17 protein-coding genes and 2 pseudogenes are annotated in these 13,922 nt (G+C 64.9%); 6 read left to right on the top strand and 13 right to left on the bottom strand.

What is annotated here, in order from left to right:
• Positions 1 to 25: 25 nt before the first annotated feature.
• The 5 genes from F1642_RS01925 to F1642_RS01910 are packed head-to-tail and all read right to left on the bottom strand — an operon-like array spanning position 26 to position 4,216.
• Positions 26 to 1,240, bottom strand: coding sequence for a gamma-glutamyltransferase family protein (locus F1642_RS01925; protein ID WP_255522093.1), 1,215 nt, complete (start codon positions 1,238 to 1,240; stop codon positions 26 to 28).
• Positions 1,143 to 1,565: a gamma-glutamyltransferase gene (locus F1642_RS14950; protein ID WP_206692637.1), complete on the bottom strand. Its 423-nt coding sequence runs from the start codon at positions 1,563 to 1,565 to the stop codon at positions 1,143 to 1,145. Before F1642_RS14950 ends, F1642_RS01925 begins: the two co-directional genes overlap by 98 nt.
• Positions 1,565 to 2,581 (bottom strand): ABC transporter substrate-binding protein, encoded by a 1,017-nt coding sequence (locus tag F1642_RS01920; protein ID WP_194885324.1) that lies wholly within the window; start codon positions 2,579 to 2,581, stop codon positions 1,565 to 1,567. Before F1642_RS01920 ends, F1642_RS14950 begins: the two co-directional genes overlap by 1 nt.
• Positions 2,582 to 2,597: 16 nt before the next feature.
• Positions 2,598 to 3,371: an ABC transporter permease gene (locus F1642_RS01915; protein ID WP_194885323.1), complete on the bottom strand. Its 774-nt coding sequence runs from the start codon at positions 3,369 to 3,371 to the stop codon at positions 2,598 to 2,600.
• The gene (locus tag F1642_RS01910) at positions 3,368 to 4,216 is read right to left on the bottom strand and encodes an ABC transporter ATP-binding protein (protein WP_045999468.1); all 849 of its coding nucleotides are present in this window, start codon (positions 4,214 to 4,216) and stop codon (positions 3,368 to 3,370) included. The genes F1642_RS01915 and F1642_RS01910 overlap by 4 nt, the downstream gene beginning before the upstream one ends.
• 171 nt (positions 4,217 to 4,387) lie before the next feature.
• Here F1642_RS01910 and F1642_RS01905 point away from each other — a divergent pair, with 171 nt between their 5' ends.
• Positions 4,388 to 5,089, top strand: a complete 702-nt coding sequence (locus F1642_RS01905; RefSeq protein ID WP_139597418.1) for a GntR family transcriptional regulator — start codon at positions 4,388 to 4,390, stop codon at positions 5,087 to 5,089.
• Here the strand turns inward: F1642_RS01905 and F1642_RS01900 are convergent, their stop codons facing one another.
• The gene (locus F1642_RS01900) at positions 5,090 to 5,491 is read right to left on the bottom strand and encodes a nuclear transport factor 2 family protein (protein WP_194885322.1); all 402 of its coding nucleotides are present in this window, start codon (positions 5,489 to 5,491) and stop codon (positions 5,090 to 5,092) included.
• Positions 5,492 to 5,569: 78 nt separating this feature from the next.
• On the opposite strand from F1642_RS01900, the gene F1642_RS01895 reads away from it, so the two are divergent.
• Positions 5,570 to 6,796: an amidohydrolase family protein gene (locus tag F1642_RS01895; protein WP_194885321.1), complete on the top strand. Its 1,227-nt coding sequence runs from the start codon at positions 5,570 to 5,572 to the stop codon at positions 6,794 to 6,796.
• 42 nt (positions 6,797 to 6,838) lie between these two features.
• Here F1642_RS01895 and F1642_RS16245 read toward each other — a convergent pair whose 3' ends face one another.
• Positions 6,839 to 6,925: a hypothetical protein gene (locus F1642_RS16245; protein WP_370582763.1), complete on the bottom strand. Its 87-nt coding sequence runs from the start codon at positions 6,923 to 6,925 to the stop codon at positions 6,839 to 6,841.
• 59 nt (positions 6,926 to 6,984) lie between these two features.
• Positions 6,985 to 7,122 (bottom strand): annotated as a pseudogene (locus F1642_RS16240) (DUF305 domain-containing protein); the annotation flags it as partial.
• Positions 7,123 to 7,424: 302 nt separating this feature from the next.
• Here F1642_RS16240 and cueR point away from each other — a divergent pair.
• The 3 genes from cueR to F1642_RS01875 are packed head-to-tail and all read left to right on the top strand — an operon-like array spanning position 7,425 to position 9,075.
• Positions 7,425 to 7,880 carry a Cu(I)-responsive transcriptional regulator gene (cueR, locus tag F1642_RS01885; protein WP_194885320.1) on the top strand — a complete coding sequence of 152 codons (456 nt, stop codon included), beginning with the start codon at positions 7,425 to 7,427 and terminating at the stop codon, positions 7,878 to 7,880.
• Positions 7,877 to 8,311, top strand: a complete 435-nt coding sequence (locus F1642_RS01880; protein ID WP_370582743.1) for a DUF411 domain-containing protein — start codon at positions 7,877 to 7,879, stop codon at positions 8,309 to 8,311. Before cueR ends, F1642_RS01880 begins: the two co-directional genes overlap by 4 nt.
• 2 nt (positions 8,312 to 8,313) lie before the next feature.
• Entirely contained in the window at positions 8,314 to 9,075 is a 762-nt protein-coding gene (locus tag F1642_RS01875; protein ID WP_206692636.1) for a MauE/DoxX family redox-associated membrane protein, read from the top strand.
• A gap of 250 nt (positions 9,076 to 9,325) precedes the next feature.
• Here the strand turns inward: F1642_RS01875 and F1642_RS01870 are convergent, their stop codons facing one another.
• From F1642_RS01870 to F1642_RS01855, 5 genes and pseudogenes are all read right to left on the bottom strand, one after another.
• Positions 9,326 to 9,718, bottom strand: a complete 393-nt coding sequence (locus F1642_RS01870; protein WP_194885319.1) for a DUF4112 domain-containing protein — start codon at positions 9,716 to 9,718, stop codon at positions 9,326 to 9,328.
• A gap of 105 nt (positions 9,719 to 9,823) precedes the next feature.
• Complete coding sequence (locus F1642_RS01865) at positions 9,824 to 10,192, bottom strand: VanZ family protein (RefSeq protein WP_194885318.1); 369 nt, start codon at positions 10,190 to 10,192, stop codon at positions 9,824 to 9,826.
• A 399-nt stretch (positions 10,193 to 10,591) separates the two neighbouring features.
• Complete coding sequence (locus tag F1642_RS01860; protein WP_194885317.1) at positions 10,592 to 11,110, bottom strand: hypothetical protein; 519 nt, start codon at positions 11,108 to 11,110, stop codon at positions 10,592 to 10,594.
• A 233-nt stretch (positions 11,111 to 11,343) separates the two neighbouring features.
• Positions 11,344 to 11,535, bottom strand: coding sequence for an SDR family oxidoreductase (locus F1642_RS15210; RefSeq protein ID WP_255522041.1), 192 nt, complete (start codon positions 11,533 to 11,535; stop codon positions 11,344 to 11,346).
• Positions 11,536 to 11,572: 37 nt separating this feature from the next.
• A pseudogene (locus F1642_RS01855) lies at positions 11,573 to 12,130 on the bottom strand (SDR family NAD(P)-dependent oxidoreductase); the annotation flags it as partial.
• 359 nt (positions 12,131 to 12,489) lie between these two features.
• On the opposite strand from F1642_RS01855, the gene F1642_RS01850 reads away from it, so the two are divergent.
• Positions 12,490 to 13,815: a sodium:proton antiporter gene (locus F1642_RS01850; RefSeq protein WP_194885316.1), complete on the top strand. Its 1,326-nt coding sequence runs from the start codon at positions 12,490 to 12,492 to the stop codon at positions 13,813 to 13,815.
• The last annotated feature ends 107 nt before the right edge of the window (positions 13,816 to 13,922 follow it).

Below are 13,922 nucleotides of genomic sequence, written 5' to 3'. Positions count from 1 at the left end.
CCCCACGACGCGGCCGATGGCGGCGTCAGAGGGCCAGCCCCTCGCCCCGGGGATCATGCGCGCCAGAACAGCCCGTCGCGTCGATGCGGATCGCGCCTGCGCAGCCGAAGATCGGAGATAGGGCCGGCAGTTCGGCCGTCTCATGCCCCATTGCGGCCAGGGAGGTGATCGCCGCGTCGCCCAGGGAGGCCTCGACCTTGAAGCTGTCGCGGCTGTCCGAAAAGGTCCGCCCCAGAAGAAAGCGCGGCTGCGCCAAGGCTGCCTCGGGCGACAGCCCCAGATCGATCAAGCCGCTCAGCACGACGGCCAGTGTCTGCGGCTGGCCATCCGCGCCCTGCGTGCCATAGAGGAGATGCGGCCGGCCATCCTTCAGCGCGATGCCGGGGTTCAGCGTATAGAAGGGCCGCTTTCCGGGGGCGATGACATTCGGGTGGGTCGGATCGGTGGCAAAGCTTGCGCCACGATTGTGCCAGATGATCCCGGTATCGCCGATGACGCAACCGCTGCCCCAGTCGAAATAGGTGCTCTGCAGGACCGATGCGCAGCGCCCCTGCCTGTCTGTCGCGGCGAAGAACACCGTATCCCCATGCCGGACCCTGTGCGGCCAGGCCAGTGCACGATCCGCCCGGATCGCACCCGCCTTGGCGTCCAGCCGATCCGGGGACAGCAGCGCCGATATGTCGTCCCCTGCGTGGTCCGGGTCGGCGATACGCCCGCGGTCCAGGAAGGCCTGCTTGACCGCCTCGACCAGCAGATGGGTCCGCATTGCGGGGTCGCGGGGGATCCGCAGCCGGTCGAGGATGCCCATGATGGCCAGCGTGGTCACCCCCTGCGTGGGCGGCGGCGGCGCCAGCAGCATCAGGTCGCGATAGGGCTGGGACAGCGGTTGCGCCGCCCGGCTGTGCGTCGCGGCAAGGTCGGCGGCGGTCAGCGGCGCGCCCGCCTGGGCCAGGCCCTGGGCGATCCGCTGCGCCGCCGGTCCCTGATAGAAGCTGCGCAACCCGTCCCGGACCATCAGGGACAGGATCTCGGCCAGTTGCGGCTGGCGCAGCAGGTCGTTTCCGGCAGCGGCGAACTGGGCCGCAAAGCCCGGCCAGTCCGGCCAGTCCGCGGCGCGAAAGTCCAGCCAGAATCGTTGGCTGTCACTGGGCCGAAACCCGTCGCGCGCAAGGGTCAGCGCAGGCGCCAGCAGCGCCCCCGGCGTCATCGTCCCGCCCCATCGGGACCCCGACAGGCGCAAGGCATGGTCCCAGCTGTCGACGGCGCAGGCGGTCGTCAGCATCGACCCCGGCCCCCGCAGGGGCAACGCGTCGGGCAGGTCCGGCAGGACGCCCGGCGCCTGGCCGATGCCCCATCAGCGTCGTCGCCCAACCGTCGCGGTCGGCCATAAGCCAGACCGCATCGCCGCCCAGCCCGCAGAAATGCGGCATGACCACGGCCAGGACCGCGCCCATCGCCACGGCGGCCTCGGCCGCGGTGCCGCCGCGCTGCAGGACGTCCGCCCCGGCAAGTGTCGCCAGTGGGTGCGGGCTGGTGGCCATCGGCTGCATCGCGGCGGCCGCCATCAGTCGGCCAGGACCAGCTGGCGGTCGTCCAGCGGCGGCAGGAAGCTGCGGTCGAAGACCTGCCCGGCTTTGGGCGTGGTCTGCAGCTGATAGCCCTCGGCGACGATGTCGATGGCGCGCGACAGGCGGTCGTCATCCAGATCGCCCAGACCGATCCGCGTCACCTCGTCCGAGGCGATCAGGTTCTCGTACGAAAACATCATTCGCGCCATCTCGAGGTCGCGATTGGCCAGGTTGTCAAAGGCCAGGACAGCATCGACACCTGCCTCGTGGTCCTGGGCGATCTCGACCGCGGCGCGGTTGATCGCACGGACCAGGCCGGTCACGGCCTCGGGGTTGTCGGCGATCATCGCCTGAGAGACCATGACCCCGTTGGCATAGAGGTCCAGGCCGTGATCGCCGTAGTTTAGCCAGTTGAAATCGGCCGCGGGGTCCTGGCGGTTGTTGATCAGGTTGAACCAGGCCGTGATGTTGAACACCATCGCCCCGTCGATGTCGCCGCGGATCAGCATGGGTTCTGTCAGGTTCGGCGCCAGGCTTTCGATGGTGATGCTGTCCAGGTCGACGTCGTTCATGCGCGCAAAGACCGGAAGCAGTTTGGTCGTGGGCGTCCCGGGCGCGCCGCCCAGGGTCTTGCCCGCCAGATCGGCAGGGGTCGTGATGCCGCTTTCCTTGCGGGTCACGACCGTGAAGGGCGGATCGTTCCACAGCTGATAGACCATGACCGGGGTCTGGTCGGGGCGTTCGGCGGCGTTCTGGATGATGGCGTTGATGTCACCGAAGCCCGCGTCATAGGTGCCCGACATGATCCGGGTGACGGTGGCGGCGGACCCCTCGCCCTGGTCGATGGTGACGTTCAGGCCCTCCTCCTCGAAATAGCCCTTCTGCTGGGCCAGCAGGATGGGCGCATCCGACCCCTGCGTCTTCCAGCCCAGGGTGAAGCGGATGTCGGTCTGGGCCAGCGCGGGGGCGGCCATCGCGATCAGGGATGCGGCGGCAAGCAGCGATTTCAGCATCGGGATACCTTTCGGATCAGGAGGGGGACAGGTCGGTGCGGCGGTTCGCCCAGCCCACGACGCGGCCCTCGATGACCGAGAACAGGACGTAGAGGGCGACCCCCAGGAAGGCCAGGATGAACAGGCCGGCAAAGACCAGCGGCACGTCGAAATTCGACGATGCGCTCATCATCACGTTGCCGATGCCCTTGTTCGAGGCGACAGTCTCGGCCAGCACGGTGCCGACAAAGGCATAGGTGGCCGCGATCTTCAGCGAGGCGAAGAAGAACGGCATGGTGCGCGGCAGGCCCACGTTCAGCAGCAGGTCCATCTTGCCGGCGCCCAGGGATTTCAGCACGTCCTCCATCTCGGGCTCGGTCGTGGCCAGGCCGGTGGCGATGTTGACCACGATGGGAAAGAAGCACATGGCCAGCGCGGTCAGGACCGCAGGCACCGGCCCCGCCCCGAACCACAGCACGAAGATCGGGACGACCGCGACCTTGGGGATGGACGAGAACCCGATCAGCAGCGGATAGGCCGTGTCATAGGCCACCCGCGACGTGCCGATCAGCGCGCCGATCACGACGCCCACCGCCACGCCAAGGCCAAAGCCGATCATGGTCGTCCACAGCGTCTGGATGATGTGCGGCCACAGGACCGGAAAGCGCGCGACCAACGTTGCCATCACCTGCGACGGGCGCGGCACGACCAGGTCGGACACGTTCAGGGCCAGGCACAGAACCTCCCACCCTAGGAAGAAGGCGACGATCAGCGCGGCGGACCACATGCGGTGACGGATGGCATAGTTCATGACGCGACCTTTCGGGCGGATTCGCCGCGGGCATCGATGATGCGTTCGCGCAGGCGCTGGTTCAGGGCCACGAAATCGGGCTGAAAGGTCATCTCGACCGTGCGCGGGCGGGGAAAGGTGACGGGGCTGTCGTCGATGATGCGGCCGGGGCGCGCGCTCATCACGCAGATCCGCGTGCCCAGAAAGCCGGCTTCCTTAAGGTCATGCGTGACCAGGATCACGGTGGGGCGACGCTTGATCCACAGATCCTGCATCGTGCCCCACAGCTCCTCTCGGGTGAACTGGTCCAGCGCGCCGAACGGCTCGTCCAGCAGCAGCAGGCTGGGTTCGTGGATCAGCGCGCGGCACAGGTTGGCCCGCTGCAGCATGCCGCCCGACAGCTGCCAGGGGTAATGACCGGCGAACTTTTCCAGGCCCACATCGGCCAGCAGCGCGTGGACCCTGTCGCGGTACTCGCCCCGCTTCTTGCGGGCGTAATCCTGTCTGAACGGGCGCACGATCTTCAGCGGCAGCATGACGTTCTGTTCGATCGTCAGCCATGGCAGCAGGGTCGGATTCTGGAACGCCATTCCGACGCGCAGGGCGCGGGCCGCGACCTCGCGTCCGCCCACGATGATCTCTCCGCCGGACGGGCGGGTCAGGCCGCCGACCAGCTTGAGGATCGTCGACTTGCCGCAGCCGGACGGCCCGACAAGCGCCAGGAATTCGCCCTCGTCCAGGTGCAGGTCTGTCGGTTGCAGCGCCTGGACGCGCTCTGCGCCCTGTCCGAAGGCGACCGATGCCCGCGACAGCTGAACCGCTGGTCGCTTTCGTTCCGGCGCGATCTGTGCAAGATCCGGGTTCATGAGGTTCCCCTGTCAAAGGTGCATGACAAAAGTGCATACACTTTATACCGAATCCTTAGCCCGCCGGTGCCCAGCCACGCAAACCGCGGGGCGCTGGAAAATGGTGGCCGGATGGTCGATGCCGAAACTTTCCTCAGTTCCGGGCCACATGCCCGATCGGCAGGCGGTCGCATGACGGCGGGGGCGCGTTCCGTCGGCGGCGACCGCATGGCCGCGATCTGCCAGGGCATCCGTCGGGCCATCATCGAAGGGGCGCTGATGCCCGGCGACCGCCTGCCCGAGGATGCCCTTGGCGAAAGCTTCGGCGTCAGCCGCACCATCGCGCGCCATGCACTGGGGCAGCTGGCCGCCGAAGGCCTGGTCGATCTGCGCCGCAACCGCATCGCGACCGTGACCGCGCCCACGCCGGCCGATGCGCGCGACATCTTCGACATCCGCGTGGCCCTGGAACGTCAGGTCGTGCAGCATCTGGCCGGTCACCTGTCGCCCGACCAGGTCGCCGCCCTGAAGGAGATCGTCCGCCAGGAACATGACGCGCGCCACGGGCCCGACGGCGCGTCGATCCGGCTGGCAACAGAGTTCCACATCCGCCTGGCCGAGATGACCGGCAAGCCGATCCTGGTCCGCTATGTCACTGAAATCTGTTATCGCGCGGGCCTGTCGCTGTCTGCGCTGGCCCGCCCGCATTCGTCGGACTGCGCCATCAGCGAGCATCTGGCCCTGATCGACCTGATCGCCAAGGGGCCCGCCGACAAGGCCGCCGACCTGATGGCCGAGCATCTGGAGGCCGTGGCCGCCCGCGCCCTTCTGTCGGGCGATCGCAGCCGCAGCCGCGATCTGGTCAATATCCTGCAGCCCTATGCCAAGGGCTGATCAGCCCTTGGCGATGGTGGGATCAAGGATCCATTCGGCGCTGTCGTTCCAGACGTCCGTGTCCAGGATCAGCCCATCCTGCACCGTGAACCGGTCGATATAGCGGTTCCCGTCGAAAGGCGTGCCGTCCGGCCAGGCGCCATGCAGATAGCCCAAGCTATAGACGATCGTCTGGTCGCCCGCCGGCACGACGTCGTACCGCTCGATCCGCTTCTTGACCCAGGCATAGCGGGCGGCGTTGAAACCGGTCGGCCCCGACGGCGTGTCGAAGACGCGCCCGCCCGTAAACCGGCAGGTAAAGCCCGGCGCGACGAAGGTCGCGGCCAGCACCGGATCGGGCGCCATCGACGCCGCAAGATAGTCCTTGACCGCCTGCAGGTCTTTTTCGGTGTTCTGGTTCATCGCGCTCTCTGCTTGTCTGTGGCGGGGTAAAGTGCATACACTATCAGAATACAGAAGGTCGCCGGGGACACAAGAACGATGCTGGATCTGATCCTGAAGAATGCCCGCCTGCCGCAGGGTGCCGCAGATATCGGCATTGCCGGCGGTCGCATCGCCGCCCTTGGCCGTGACCTTGGCCCGTCGCGCGAGGTCCGCGACATCGTACACCGCGCCGTCCTGCCGGGGCTGGTCGAGGCGCATATCCACCTGGACAAGGCCGGCTTGCTGTGCCGCTGCGGTCAGGCCGACAGCGTGCAGGCAGCCGTGGCCGCGGTCAGCGCGCTGAAGCGCGACTTTACCGTCGACGATGTGCGCAGCCGCGGCGCGCAGGTGATCGAGGCCGCGATCCGGCAGGGCACCATGCACATTCGCACCCATGTCGAGGTCGACCCCCGCGCCGGATTGCGCAGCCTGACGGCAGTGCTGGCCCTGAAGGACGACTATGCCTTTGCGCTGGACCTGCAGGTCTGCGCCTTTGCCCAGGAAGGCCTGACCAACGATCCCGGCACCGAGGCGCTTTTGGAACAGGCGCTGGCGCAGGGGGCCGACCTTCTGGGCGGCTGCCCCTATACCGACAGCGACCCGCTGGCGCAGATCGACATCCTGTTCGCGATGGCCGTGCGGCACGACGTCGATCTGGACTTTCACCTGGATTTCGACCTGGACCCCGACGGGTCCCAGATCAAGGCGATCTGCGACCGGACGATCCGCCACGGCTGGCAGGGCCGCGTGAACCTGGGCCATGTGACCAAGCTGGCGGTGATGACCGACGGTGCCCTGCGCGATCACGCCGCGATGCTGGCCCAGGCCCGGGTCGCCGTGACCGCCCTGCCCGCCACCGACCTGTACCTGAACGGCATGGACCAGGGTCACCGTGCGCCCCGCGGCGTGGCGCCCCTGCACCTGCTGGCAGGGGTGACGGTCGCGGTGGCGACGAACAACGTGATGAACCCGTTCACGCCTTATGGCGACTGCTCGTTGCTGCGGATGGCCAATCTCTATGCCAACGTGATGCACCTCGGCGCCGGCGATTTCGCGGCCTGCCTACGGATGATCACCGAGGGCCCGGCCCGCATCCTGCAGCTTGCCGATTACGGGCTGTCGGTCGGTGATCGCGCCGACCTGATCGTGCTGGACGCCGCGACGGCCGAGGATGGACTGGCCACTATCGCGGCACCATTGATGGGCTTCAAGGCCGGTCGCCAGAGCTTCGACCGGCCCGCGGCGCGATTGCTGCGCCCCGTGGCGGGCACCCTGCCCGCCTGACGCAGCGCCATGCACCACCTGCCTGGCGCTGTCTGTCATCGTTCAGCTGTCGTGTTCGGCCAGCCAGGCCTCCATCATCTCGATCTCGGCCTCCTGCGCCGCGATGACCTCCTCGGCCAGGGCGCGCACCTGGGGTCTTGGCCGTGTTCAAGGACGATGCGCGCCATGTCGATGGCGCCCTGGTGGTGGGGGATCATCCCCCGCATGAAGTCCACGTCCGCGTCATTGGTGTATTCGACGTCCATGTTCGCGTGCATCTCGGCCATCGCTGCGCGATAGGCCGTCGTCGCCGGCGTATCGTCGGGTCGTGCCCCGGACGTCGCCATGTCGTCATGCGCGGAATGATCCATCTGCGCCATGTCGCCATGGGCGGAATGGTCCATCTGCGCCATGTCGCCATGGGCGGAATGGTCCATCGTCTGCTGGGCAAGACCCGGCGCGGCGACGGCAAGGGCGGTCAGCAGGATGGGGACGAACGTTTTCATGGCAGTGCTCTCCTTCTTCCCGATCTCAGATAATCCTTCCCATCGTTGCAAGGTCAATGCCGCGCGGACGGCGTCATCACGCTCTTGACCTTCCCATGATGGGAAGCCCCATATCCCTGTCATAGCAATGACGGAGCCCTGCCATGAACATCGGAGACGCCGCCAACCGCTCGGGCGTATCGGCCAAGATGATCCGATACTATGAACGGATCGGCCTGATCCCGACAGCCAGCCGGACGGCCTCGGGCTATCGCGAATACGAACCGCGCGACGTCCATATGCTGCGCTTTATCGCGCGCGCGCGCGACCTAGGCTTCTCGGTTGCCGAGATCACCGAACTGCTGGACCTGTGGCGCGACAAGGACCGGCGCAGCGCCGACGTCAAGGCGCTGGCGCAGGCGCGGGTCCGGGACCTGCGCCACAAGATCGCGCACCTGCAGGACATGGCCGACACGCTGGAGGAACTGGCGAATGCCTGCGCCGGAAACGAGCGTCCGAACTGTCCGATCCTGCAGCGGTTGGAGACCTTGGACACGGATGACGATCCGTTGCCCCGCGAGCGGCCCGAACGGGGATTCAAGGAAAGGATCGGCGGGTGACGGATCGACGCATGTTCATGACGGCGCTGGCGGCGGGCATTCTTGCCGGCCCGGCGATGGCATGGTCCGGTCAGGCGCCGGTCCGCACGCGGGTCTTTCGCGCGCCCGATTGCGGCTGCTGCGGCGCGTGGGTCGCGCATCTGCGGGATCACGGCTTTGCCGTGGAGGTGGTTACGACCGATGACATGCAGGGGGTCAAGGATCGCCATGCCGTGCCTGCGCCGCTGCGCTCCTGCCACACGGCCCTGATCGACGGTTATGTGATCGAGGGGCATGTGCCCGCCACCGACATCAGCGCCCTGCTCGCGCAGCGTCCGCCGGCCGCCGGTCTGGCGGTGCCCGGCATGGAGATGGGCGGGCGGCGCGATCCCTATGACGTCATCCTGTGGACCGGGTCCGAAACCCGCATCTTTGCAAGCCATCGAGGTTGACCATGACCCTGACGACCCCCAAAACCGCCACCGTTCACCGCATGGTGATGGCCAAGCACATGTGCCCCTATGGCCTCAAATCGCTGGACCTGCTGCGGCGCCAGGGCTTTGGCGTCGAGGACCACCACCTGACCACCCGTGCCGAGGTCGACGCGTTCAAGGAACAACACGACGTCCGGACCACGCCGCAGACCTTCATCGACGGTCGGCGGATCGGCGGCTATGACGACCTCAGGCGGCATCTCGGCAAGGCCGTCCGCGACAAGTCGGCGACCACCTACCGCCCCGTGATCGCGCTGTTCGCGATGGCCGCCGCGATGGCCCTTGCGACCAGCTGGGCCGCGTTCGGCCAGCTGATCACCATTGCCGCGGCCGAGTGGTTCGTGGCCTCTTCCATGTGTCTGCTGGCCCTGCAAAAGCTGAAGGACGTCGACAGCTTTGCCACGATGTTCTTGAACTATGACCTGCTGGCGCAGCGGTGGGTCCGTTACGGCTACGTCTATCCCTTCGCCGAGGGACTGGCGGGCGTCCTGATGGTCGCGGGTGCGCTGATGTGGCTGTCCATTCCGGTCGCCCTGTTCATCGGCACGATCGGCGCCGTGTCCGTCTGGAAGGCCGTCTATGTCGACAAGCGCGACATCAAATGCGCCTGCGTCGGTGGCGACAGCAACGTCCCCCTGGGGTTCGTCTCCCTGACCGAGAACCTGATGATGATCGCCATGGCGGTCTGGATGCTGATCAAGGTCACGGTGCTGGCGCATTAGTAGGTATCAGTTGGGGATCAAGCGGCTGGCAATGGCTTCTGAATGAAAACGGAAAAGAAAAACGACCGGCCATTACCGACCTGCGTCCCAATGAGGCTCCAGATTGATTCAGTATCAGAGCCAAAACGAAACAGCTGCGGTGAGCATGACCTCGGAAAAGCGTTCCCGGGAACCGGTCGCATTGATTGCGACGGACTTCTACTCCGTGACTTGACCAAGCAGGCTCCCGATAGATCCCCCATGAGAGATTCTAGGATGATCTTTCGTCGCCATAAGGTGCCCCAACCCCAGCAAGCCTATCGCGATTGAGATGCGAGCGCAGAATGTCGACGTTGCGCAGGTTGGACTTGAACCAAGCATCAAAGACGCTTCCGACAAGAGGGATGCTGCCAAATGTCGTGTCCACGGCAACGTTGATCCCCTGCCTTATAAGCTTGTGCCTAGGCAGCCCCATGCGATAACTTTCCAAGACGATCCATGCCGCCGGCAGCATTGCCGCAGCGTCACCGAGCCCCGGCACCAAACCTGCGATCGCGTCGTATCCGACCCGAAACCGTGTGCCTGGGATTCGAAACACCGAATCCAGTTTGCCGGAAAGCTGTTCCAGCCGTTCAAAGCGCGCCTTGTGCAAATCATCGTTCATGTGGTTGCAAGCACGACAGCACCACCATGGTTCCCAAATGCATTGATCTGTTGGCGCGTCGGCGTAGCGTGACACTGTGGCTTTTCCGCCAAGCCCCCGTCGGGGTTACCGGCGCATGCGCGGCCGTGCAAAGGGTACAAACCGTCCGGCGGCCAAGCCGATGACCACACCAATCCCGAGACCGATCAGGTCCGCAAGCCAGTCCCCAAGACTGCGGTCACGCCCGACGAATGGCTGAAGGATCTCAATCAAGCCGCCAAACGCCAGATAGGCGGGTACAGCCAGCATCAGCCAACGCGGCCGAAGATAGGCCATCGGAAAGGCAAGCACCCCGAACGCGACCATGTGGTAGATCTTGTCGGATCCCGCGACTGACCCCAAAGGCGGCGCTGGTACCGGCGTCAGCGTCAGGACCGCAATCGCAGTTGCGATCAGACATGACAGCCCTAAGGCGAGTTTCGACTGAAGGGGCATGGACACTTCGCGTTTCAAACATCTGCCGGGCAAAAGCCACGACGATACCGGCCTTACACCATGATGGGCCTGAATACAGAATCACCTTTACCTGTTGAGGAATCATAACGGTATGCAGCATAACGCGGGCGCCGGGCAGCCGACGGTTCAACGCGTCAAACCTCTTTGTAAAAAAGAAGCAGCTCCCGGAGCTTACCCGGGAGCCCACGCATGTCATCGACAGTGCGTCTTTGTCGTCCTGCTCGTGCCCTCGATCTCTGCCGCCGAAGTGCGCTCAACTACTGGGGTAGTTCTTATTATTATTTTCTGCTTAAGGTTAACAGGGCGCGCTGTCTAACGTTATTTTTGTAGCAGGGTCAGTTTCACAAGCTACAGGGCAATGCCTTGGGAAGCGGCCCACTACCAGGCAGTGCGATAGCGCATGCGGTTTTCCGGATGGACAACGCGACCCTCTCTGATCGCCTGAACAACGGCCGCTTTATGGGCTGCCAAACGGGCGGCGTATCCTGCCCTGGAGAAGTATTCAGGCTGGAACAGGATCATGCCATTCTCATCTGCCACGAGGTGAAAGTCGCGGCCGATGCCAAGTCCCCGATGCGCGGGAAACACGATGGGATGGTAATTGCTGACGCCGCCTGCCAGTGCGCCGCACTTCGTGCAGACCGCCAGGACGATCGCATTCACACGGAAAAAGAGCACATCTGAGCGTTGGCTGAAGGGCAGCACAATGGCTGAAGCCGGGTCCCTGACGAAGTCTGTGTGGGCGTCACCGATTTCTTCGGCTGCAACATACAGTCGCAGACGGTCCGCACTGCTCATATCCGCGTCGTCGATGATCCAGGCATCCGGGGGAGCGAAGGCTTCGAGAGGCAAGGTTGCAAGCCGTGGTGGTCGGCTTGGCATGTGCGATCGGGTCATGTGCCGGGCCTCAATCTCTCTCCTGAGCGATGATCTTCATGAGGCCGTGAAAGCGCAATACCTTCCCGAACCCCGATCCGGCCCACCCACTGCGTCTGGCTTAGCCTGACATCCCAAAAGTTGGGACATCACCGATACTTTGCCGGCCATTCGGGATTGCCCGTGAGTATGGTCGCCACTGCCTGCAGTCGGTAGTGCCGGTGAACCTACAGCGCTCGCCCCCCCCTTATGGCCTAACGTCCGGGCGCGGCGGCCGAACCTGCCAGGATACCCCCATCGATCGTCAGTTCAGCCCCGGTCATGTAGGCCGCCTCGTCCGATGCCAGCATGACCGCCAGCGCAGCCACCTCCTCGGGCCTGCCCAAAGCGGCGCAGGGGCGTGTCGGCCACCATTGCCGCCTCCCGCTTGCTGCGGTCGGGGCCATTGCCCAGCATCAGCTCCCACATCGGCGTCATCACCGCCGCGGGATGGATCGAGTTGCACCGGATGTTCAGGCCCTGCCCCGCGCAGTACAGCGCCACGCTTTTCGTGTGATTGCGAACGGCGGCCTTGGAGGACGCGTAGGCCGCCGCCATCGGGATACCGACAAGCCCCGAGCGCGAGGAGATGTTGATGATCGATCCCACGCCTTTCGGCCTCATGGCGCGGATGGCGTAGCGGCAGCCCAGGAAGGTACCGTCCAGGTTGACGGCATGAACGGCGCGCCAATCGGCAAGCCGTGCATTTTCCGGATCATGCGCCGGTGGGACGGATCCCTCGAACCCGGTGACCCCGGCGTTGTTGACGACGATATCCATCGTCGGGAACTGCTCGGCAATCGTACTCCAGTCCGCTTCGGAGGTGACGTCGAGCCGGCCGAATGTCCCACCAATCGCGTCTGCCACGGCATGGCCGCCGATCCTATCGATGTCGGTGACAACGACATGTGCGCCCTCGTTGGCAAAGGCCGTTGCGATGGCCGCACCGATGCCGCGCGCCGCGCCTGTCACGAGCGCCGTCTTTCCGGACAGTCTGGCCATGGGAGATCCTTCGCGTTCAAAAGTGAAACTGATCGACGCACCGCATGAAGGCGCGCGGCTTGTCTCGGACGTCCTAACAAAAAAACCCTATCCATCGTCATCCACTTCTCATCAGCCGCTTGCCCAGTCGATGGGCGATCCCACAGGGTCCGGGGTCGTCGACGTCCAGGTCGGAGCCGTTCCGTCATCCGTCAAACTCTTCAGCCGCATATGTAACTCAGGAACCTTTCGGCAGCATCACGGTTGGCTGCCCGGACACATCGCGGTGTCTTACCACCATACGTCGTCCGACCAACGGACTTTCCTTTCCCCTTCACCTCCCTCAATCGAACCCTGCCTTCGGCGCGGTTTCGAAAGGCATGACATGTTCGAAAACCCTGACCCGGCCACCCGATCCGTACATCCTTCTGATGATGGGACTGGGGTTGCTGATTGCACTCGTCGCCTGGCTTCCCCTGGCTCTCCGCCGTGTTCCACTGTCCCTCCCGATCGTCTGTATCGGCCTTGGCATGGGTCTGGGTGCCATTCCCGGATTGCGGTTCGCTCCATCGCCCCTGGAGCACCCTGAAATCACCGAACGGTTTGCCGAATTCGTGGTCATCATCGCGCTGATGGGCGCGGGCCTCAAGATCGATCGCGTGCTGGCCCTGCGTTCATGGCTGATCACCTGGCGACTGATCTTTCTGACCCTACCCTTGGGGATCGCGCTGATTGCTGTCCTTGCGGGGACATGGCTGGCCCTGCCATGGGCCATGGCGCTGCTTCTCGGGGCGGTTCTGGCACCGACGGATCCGGTCCTGGCCTCGGATGTGCAGGTCGGCCCCCCGAAGACCGGCGAGGAGGACGAGGTCCGGTTCGCCCTGACATCCGAGGCTGGCGTGAACGACGGCGCCGCTTTCCCCTTCGTCCATCTGGCCATAGCCTTGGCGGCCGCGTCCGTGACGCACGAACCTTGGGCCCTGGACTGGCTGACCTACAATGTCGTTTGGGAGATCGGCGTCGGCATCCTGGGCGGCTATCTGGTCGGGCGGCTGTTTGGATGGATCACGTTCCACATCCCCGCGGAAAGCCGTCTGGTAAGGACCGGTGACGGCCTGATCGCGCTGTCGGCGATATTCGTGTCCTATGGCCTGACCGAGGTGTTCCACGCCTATGGCTTCCTGTCGGTCTTCGTCACCGCCCTGACCTTCAGACAGGCCCACAGGGATCACGACTTCCATAAATCCATGCATGACCTGATCGAACAGATCGAACGGATCTCGATGATGGTGCTTCTGCTCCTGTTCGGAGGCGCGATCGTCAATGGGCTGCTGTCGCCCCTGGTCCCCATGGATATTGCGGCGGCCCTGGTGATCCTGCTGGTGATCCGCCCGATCACCGCCCTGATAGGCATGACGGGCATCAGCGCTCCTTGGCATGAAAAAACGACGATCGCCTTCTTCGGCATCCGGGGCATCGGGTCGTTCTACTACCTGGCCTATGGCCTGAACCACATCGATGATCTGCAGCACGCGGTGCGTCTTTGGGCGATCGTCGGACTGGTCGTGCTGATGTCCATCATCATGCACGGCCTGTCGGTCACACCGATCATGCGAATGCTGGACCGCGTACAGGGCCGCGACCCCGATGCCGAAGACGCCGTGCCGCCCCCGGGTTTCCAGGGACCAGGCAGGGACGCGGACTGATGGCACGGTTGCATGCACATGCTGTCTTGTTGTGCGGATGCTAGGTCAGGACGCGCTGCCGGCCCGAACAGCAGATCACGGCCAGACGCCAGAGATAAGGGCGGAGA

The organism is Paracoccus sp. NBH48, assembly GCF_015390265.1.
GTDB lineage: Bacteria > Pseudomonadota > Alphaproteobacteria > Rhodobacterales > Rhodobacteraceae > Paracoccus > Paracoccus marcusii.
This window is presented reverse-complemented; position numbering and strand designations above follow the sequence as displayed.

What these genes read in the sequence shown, in the direction of transcription:
- F1642_RS14950 (WP_206692637.1), bottom strand. Translation starts at nt 1,565, where the DNA reads ATGGCGGCCGCCGCGATGCAGCCGATGGCCACCAGCCCGCACCCACTG.
- F1642_RS01920 (WP_194885324.1), bottom strand. Translation starts at nt 2,581, where the DNA reads ATGCTGAAATCGCTGCTTGCCGCCGCATCCCTGATCGCGATGGCCGCC.
- F1642_RS01915 (WP_194885323.1), bottom strand. Translation starts at nt 3,371, where the DNA reads ATGAACTATGCCATCCGTCACCGCATGTGGTCCGCCGCGCTGATCGTC.
- F1642_RS01910 (WP_045999468.1), bottom strand. Translation starts at nt 4,216, where the DNA reads ATGAACCCGGATCTTGCACAGATCGCGCCGGAACGAAAGCGACCAGCG.
- F1642_RS01905 (WP_139597418.1), top strand. Translation starts at nt 4,388, where the DNA reads ATGACGGCGGGGGCGCGTTCCGTCGGCGGCGACCGCATGGCCGCGATC.
- F1642_RS01900 (WP_194885322.1), bottom strand. Translation starts at nt 5,491, where the DNA reads ATGAACCAGAACACCGAAAAAGACCTGCAGGCGGTCAAGGACTATCTT.
- F1642_RS01895 (WP_194885321.1), top strand. Translation starts at nt 5,570, where the DNA reads ATGCTGGATCTGATCCTGAAGAATGCCCGCCTGCCGCAGGGTGCCGCA.
- cueR (WP_194885320.1), top strand. Translation starts at nt 7,425, where the DNA reads ATGAACATCGGAGACGCCGCCAACCGCTCGGGCGTATCGGCCAAGATG.
- F1642_RS01875 (WP_206692636.1), top strand. Translation starts at nt 8,314, where the DNA reads ATGACCCTGACGACCCCCAAAACCGCCACCGTTCACCGCATGGTGATG.
- F1642_RS01870 (WP_194885319.1), bottom strand. Translation starts at nt 9,718, where the DNA reads ATGAACGATGATTTGCACAAGGCGCGCTTTGAACGGCTGGAACAGCTT.
- F1642_RS01865 (WP_194885318.1), bottom strand. Translation starts at nt 10,192, where the DNA reads ATGCCCCTTCAGTCGAAACTCGCCTTAGGGCTGTCATGTCTGATCGCA.
- F1642_RS01860 (WP_194885317.1), bottom strand. Translation starts at nt 11,110, where the DNA reads ATGACCCGATCGCACATGCCAAGCCGACCACCACGGCTTGCAACCTTG.
- F1642_RS15210 (WP_255522041.1), bottom strand. Translation starts at nt 11,535, where the DNA reads ATGGCCCCGACCGCAGCAAGCGGGAGGCGGCAATGGTGGCCGACACGC.
- F1642_RS01850 (WP_194885316.1), top strand. Translation starts at nt 12,490, where the DNA reads ATGACATGTTCGAAAACCCTGACCCGGCCACCCGATCCGTACATCCTT.